The organism is Terriglobus sp. YAF25, assembly GCF_052113305.1.
Classification (GTDB): domain Bacteria; phylum Acidobacteriota; class Terriglobia; order Terriglobales; family Acidobacteriaceae; genus Terriglobus.
On record NZ_JBFRCY010000246.1, the window covers coordinates 1 to 5,781 of the forward strand.

General features: G+C 59.7%; 5 protein-coding genes. All 5 read left to right on the forward strand.

The features are described from left to right. Positions 1 to 955: rod shape-determining protein (locus tag AB4043_RS12035; RefSeq protein WP_442307137.1), on the forward strand; the 955-nt coding region annotated here is incomplete at its 5' end. A 160-nt stretch (positions 956 to 1,115) separates the two neighbouring features. Continuing rightward, positions 1,116 to 2,216 (forward strand): rod shape-determining protein MreC, encoded by a 1,101-nt coding sequence (mreC, locus tag AB4043_RS12040; RefSeq protein ID WP_442300961.1) that lies wholly within the window; start codon positions 1,116 to 1,118, stop codon positions 2,214 to 2,216. Then, entirely contained in the window at positions 2,216 to 2,746 is a 531-nt protein-coding gene (gene mreD, locus AB4043_RS12045; protein WP_442307138.1) for a rod shape-determining protein MreD, read from the forward strand. Before mreC ends, mreD begins: the two co-directional genes overlap by 1 nt. A 148-nt stretch (positions 2,747 to 2,894) precedes the next feature. Next, positions 2,895 to 4,799, forward strand: coding sequence for a penicillin-binding protein 2 (gene mrdA, locus AB4043_RS12050; RefSeq protein WP_442307139.1), 1,905 nt, complete (start codon positions 2,895 to 2,897; stop codon positions 4,797 to 4,799). A 67-nt stretch (positions 4,800 to 4,866) separates the two neighbouring features. Beyond that, positions 4,867 to 5,781 (forward strand): FtsW/RodA/SpoVE family cell cycle protein (locus AB4043_RS12055; RefSeq protein WP_442307140.1); only part of this gene is annotated, 915 nt, incomplete at its 3' end.

Consider the following 5,781-nt stretch of genomic DNA (forward strand, 5'->3'; position numbering starts at 1 on the left):
GGTCTATGCCCACGGGAAGGGAATCGTTGTCAATGAGCCCTCCATCGTCGCGATCAATAAGTCGACGGGCGAGGTCGAGGCTGTGGGAAAAGAGGCCAAGGAGATGCTTGGCCGTACTCCGGGCAACATTGTTGCCATCAAGCCGATGAAAGACGGCGTCATCGCCGATTTCAAGGTGACGGAGAAGATGCTGAACTACTTCATCCAGAAGGCGCATAACCGCAAGCGCATGGTGCATCCGCGCATCATCATCGGTGTGCCCTCTGAGATCACTCAAGTGGAAAAGCGCGCTGTTGAGGACTCCGCCTATCGCGCCAAGGCGAGCGAAGTCTACCTGGTCGAGCAGGCGATGGTGGCCGCGATCGGTGCAGGTTTGCCGATCACTGAGCCAGGCGGCAACATGGTTGTGGACATCGGCGGCGGAACCACGGATATCGCGGTGATCTCGCTGGCCGGTATCGTCTACTCGCGCTCGGTCCGCATGGCCGGCAACCAGATGGACGAGTCGGTGATGAACTACCTCAAGCGCAAGTACAACCTGCTGATCGGCGAGCGTACCGCGGAGCAGATCAAGATGGAGGTCGGCTCGGCGTATCCGCTGGACAAACCGCTGACGATGGAGATCAAGGGCCGCAACCTGATCGAAGGCGTTCCGAAGACCATTTCGATCGATGATTCGGAGATTCGCGAAGCACTGGGCGAATCGATCGCCACCATCATGAACGCTATCCGCGTGGCGCTGGAACGTACGCCGCCGGAGCTGTCTGCCGACATCAGCGACCGCGGTATCGTGCTGACCGGTGGCGGAGCATTGATCAAGAACCTGGACAAGCGGATTCGCGAGGAAACGGGACTGCCGGTCTCGATCGCCGACGACCCGCTGGCGTCCGTGGTTCTGGGCACCGGAAAGATGCTCTCGGACTTCAAGCTGCTTCGTAAAATTTCTATCGACTAGAAGCATTTTCCCTGTTGCTGGGTATCCCGTGAGGGGGCGTTCGGCGGCGTTTTCATTGAGGAAAACGCCCATAGATGCAGAAGCCCTACACTACACCTGCAGGAAAAATGCTTTAGTCGAGGTCAAGAGGACGGCCCCTCGCGGGCTGGGATCTCACGTCATGGATGGGTTCTTTGCCAGGTATAGAAATGCTCTCGTACTGATTGCCGTGCTGGTGGTGTTCACCATCGGCCTGGCAGTGCAGGTGCGGCGGCCCGACTATGGCTCGCGCGAGGACGGGAAGCATATCCGTGTCTTCCGGTACTGGGCAGTGGCCCTGGTCTCTCCCTTCGAGCGCCTGTTCCGTGCGACCGGCCAGGGTATTCGTGGGACCTGGCACAACTACATCGACTTGCGGGATGTCCGCCGGCAGAACGAGCAATTGAAGAACGATCTGAACCGCATGCGGCTGTACCAGGCCGCCATGGCGGAGGATGCCCGCCAGGGACAGCGGCTGCAGGCATTGCTCGAATTCAAGCAGCAGTACATCGCCAAGACCGTTGCAGCGCAGGTAATTGGCACCAGCGGGAGCGAGCAGTCGCGCGTGCTGTATATCGACAAGGGCATCGCAAACGGCCTGAAGCCGGATATGGCGGTAATTACGCCGGATGGCATCGTGGGCAAACTGCGTGACGTCTTTCAGCACTCGGCGCAGGTCCTGCTTATCAGTGACACCACCTCGGGAGCGGGCGTGGTTCTGGAGACAACGCGAATCCGCGGTGTGCTTCGCGGTACGACCGATGGACGGCTCCGCATTCTGGATGTGCTGCCTGACAGCCGCATCAAGCCGGGTGAACCTGTGCTGACCAGCGGCGGCGACCAGGTCTTTCCCCGCGGCCTGAAGGCCGGCGTGGTGGAAAGCATTGGCCAGGATCGCAACTATGCGCTGGTGACGGTGAAGCCCACTGCGAACCTCGCGCGGCTTGAAGAGGTCCTGGTAGTCCTGGAGAAGGGTCCGGCCGCTCCGGAGCAGGTAGCTACCACGGAGAATGAGCCGGAGACCGGAGCGCGCGGAGAGCATCTGCCCCAGTTGAAGCCCGAGGCTCCCGACGAAGAGGCAAAGAGTGCGAAGGAAGCTCCGCTGCCACGGCCCACGCCGGCTATCCGGCAGGACACGTACAGTCCTGGGGCCACGCCGTCGGCTGCAACGCTGACGCCGGGTGCGCGTCATGACAATGCGGCCCCTGCTCCGTCTACAGAAGCAGGCGGTGACCAGCACTGATGGCCGCCCTGGGAAGGATGTACAGCTCCCGCCGGGAGATGGATGAGCACGTCTTCCATCCTGCGGTCAGTCTTCTGGTGCCGCTGGTTGCCGTGTTTGCCGGCGCGTATCTGCCGAAGCTGGCGCCCTGGTTGATGATTCTGGACCTGCCGCTGGTGGTGGTGATCTTTTTCGCGGTAGCGCGGCGTAGTCCGATCTCCGGCGTGATGACGGGGGCTCTGGTTGGCGTGTTGCAGGATCTGCTGCTGAACCAGCCGATCGGTATCAACGGCATGGTCAAGGCTGTGGTGGGATATGTGGCGGCGTCGATCAGCCTGCGCGTAGATGTGGATGCGCTGGCAACACGCGTCGTGATGAACTTCAGCTTCTGCCTGCTGCAGAGCCTGATGTTGCTGGGCATCTATCAGTGGCTGTTGCAGGACGCGAATGTGCAGACGCGCTGGCTGCATGAGTTGTTGCGTGCAGGAGTGAATACGGTGGTGGCGATCCCGCTGTTTTTCCTTTTGGACTACGCGAAACAGCGCGCATAGAGTATTTTCCCTGTAGTAGTAGAGTAGGGCTACCGCATCTATGGGCGTTTTCCCCCAATGAAAACGCCGCTGCACGTCATTTTCGGGCTACCCAGCAACAGGGAAAATGCTCTAGTAGGAAGAGATAGAGATTTGGAGAGCGGAAGCGATGATAGAGGAGGAGAAGCTAACAGCCCGCGAGGAGAAAGTCTCCCCGCTGAAGCTGAACTCGGTGCAGTATGTCGTCGCCCTGCTTCTGGTGGTGCTGCTCGCCGGGCTGTGGCGGCTGCAGGTGGTCAGCGCGGATAACTACCGCGTGCTGGCCGAACAGAACCGTGTCCGCAAGGTTCCCATCATGGCGCCGCGGGGCAAAATCTTTGATCGCGAAGGCCGCCTGCTGGTGGACAACTATGCCTCCATCTCCTGCTACCTGCTGCGCGAGCCAGCCCGTGACTGGGACGCCGACCTTCCCATGATCGCCCAAGGTCTGCACATGACTGTTGACCAGATCCAGTATGTGCTGCGCCGCTATCAGTTTGCCCCGAAGTATCAGCCGATTCCGCTCAAGCAGGATCTTTCACCGGACGAGGTTGCGTTTATTGAGGCGCACCGGAATGAGTTGCCGGAGCTGGAGACCCTGGACGAACAGCGCCGCCTCTATCCCAATGGAGGCTTCGCCGCGCACCTGATCGGGTATGTGGGTGAGATCAGCGAAAACGACCTTAACAAAGAAAAGTATGCCTTCTATCAGGCCGGTGACGTGGTCGGGAAGTCGGGCGTGGAAGCGACCTATGACGCGGTGCTGCGCGGTACGGACGGATCGCGCGACGTAGTGGTCGATAGCCGCGGCCGCGAGGTCGGCCAGCTCGGCCAGCAAGATCCTGTCCCCGGCAAGGACCTCAGGCTGAGCATCGATCTGGACGTGCAGATGGCGGCAGAGAAGGCGRTGGAAGGTAAAACCGGAGCCATTGTCGCTATGGATCCCCATACGGGCGAGATCCTCGCCATGGTCTCCCGCCCCACTTATGACCCGAATCAGTTTGCGGTGCGGCTGACGAAGGAATACTGGAACAAGATCCTGAACGACCCCGACCACCCGATGATGAACAAGACCATCCAGGCACAGCTCGCGCCGGGGTCCACTTTCAAGATCATCATGTCTTATGCAGGTCTGGAAGAGGGAGTCGCCCAGGACATGCACGTGAACTGTGCCGGGGGCGGAACCTTCTTCGGCCACTTCTTTGCCTGCGATAAGCACCACGGTGGTGTGGACATCTACCATGCCATTCCCTGGAGCTGCGATACCTTCTACTACACACTGGCGGAGCGGCTGCAGATCGATACGATTGCGAAGTATGCGACCGCAGTCGGTATCAGCCAGAAAACGGGCATCGATCTTCCGGATGAGGCTACGGGCACCATGCCATCAACGGCATGGAAGCTGAAGAACTTCCACGACAAGTGGTACGCCGGAGAAGTGATCTCGGTTGGCATCGGCCAGGGCGCTGTTCAGGCCTCACCCATTCAGCTTGCGCGGGCGTTGAGCGGCCTTGCCTCCGGCGGAGCTCTGAAGCGGCCACATGTCATTCTGGAGGGCCAGATTTCGCAGCAGTATCAACAGGCGATTCTGGATACTTATCCAGGCGGCGGCGATAAACAGGTCAGTCTCAAGACTGAGAACTGGCAGATCATCACCGACGCCATGGCCGAGACCTTGAATTCCGGGACAGCCGCCGCGTCGCATCTGGAAGGCGTGGACTTTGCCGGGAAGACGGGTACTGCGCAGGTGATGAGCCACGCGGCTCTCGCCAGGAGCGGTGGCGGCCACAAGACGGTTCCCAATGCGTGGTTTGTGGGAATGACGCCGCGGCGGAACCCGGACGTCGTGGTTGCCGTTCTGTGGGAGAACGGCGATTGGGGCGCCAACGCCGCCAAACTGGGTGCGCAGGTTGTGAACACCTTCGTGGAAAAACAGCGGAAGAAGGCTGGGAACCTGATGAAGGTTGCCGAAGCTCCGAAATCGGCTACACCGCTGGAGAATGCTGCAAAGAAAGAACAGCCTGTTACCAACTAGTGTGGGGGCCGTTCATTGCCTTCATGTTGCCACTGCTGGATACCGTTACACTGAAATTGCCTGATCCATGCGCCGTTTTTCTTCGTTCCGTGACTTTGACTGGGTTCTGCTCGGCTTCGTGCTCCTGCTGAGCGTGATCTCGGTCTTTGAGATCTATTCGGCGACTCTCCACACCAAATTCCACGGCTTTGAGAAGAAGCAGCTCGAGTACCTCGCCGTGGGCCTGGTGCTGATGTTCATCGTCTCGCTGATCGACTATCACCAGTTGCTGGAGATTGTTCCCTGGGCCTATGGCACCAGTATTTTTGCGCTCGTCGCCGTGGCGGCGGTGGGCACCAGAGTGCTTGGAGCGAAGCGATGGATCAAATTTCCCGGCGGCATCCACTTTCAGCCGAGTGAATGGATCAAGCTGGTGCTGGTTGTGGCGGTGGCGCGGTATTTCTGGAGCCTGGGCGGCCGCGACCTGACGTGGAAAGACATCGGCAAAGCCTTCCTGCTGGTAGGCGTTCCTATGCTGATGGTGTTGAAGCAGCCTGACCTGGGAACGGCCCTCACCTATTCGCCGATCCTGATCTGCGGTCTGTTCCTGGGCGGCATCCGGTTCAAGCAGGCAGGCATTCTCATCCTGGGGTTTCTGCTGCTGGTAGGTGGTGTGTGGAGGACTGGAAAGCTGCTGAAGCCCTACCAGAAGGCCCGCCTGACCAACTTCATCAATCCGGATAACGATCCGAAGGGCTCCGGCTACCAGATCCGCCAGTCCCTGATCGCTGTCGGATCGGGAGGCGTTTGGGGCAAAGGCGCGACGAAGGGAACGCAGACGCAGGGTGACTTTCTCCCCATTCCCTATACCGACTTCATCTTTGCCGCCTTTTGCGAAGAACATGGGTTTGTGGGCGCCCTGGGAGTACTGCTGCTGTACTTCCTGATCCTGATGCGCCTGATCCAGAATGCCCAGACGGCTCCGGATCCACCAGGTACGTTC

Excerpts from the sequence above, each read along its gene's own strand:
- mreC (WP_442300961.1), top strand. The coding sequence starts at position 1,116 with ATGGATGGGTTCTTTGCCAGGTATAGAAATGCTCTCGTACTGATTGCC.
- mreD (WP_442307138.1), top strand. The coding sequence starts at position 2,216 with ATGGCCGCCCTGGGAAGGATGTACAGCTCCCGCCGGGAGATGGATGAG.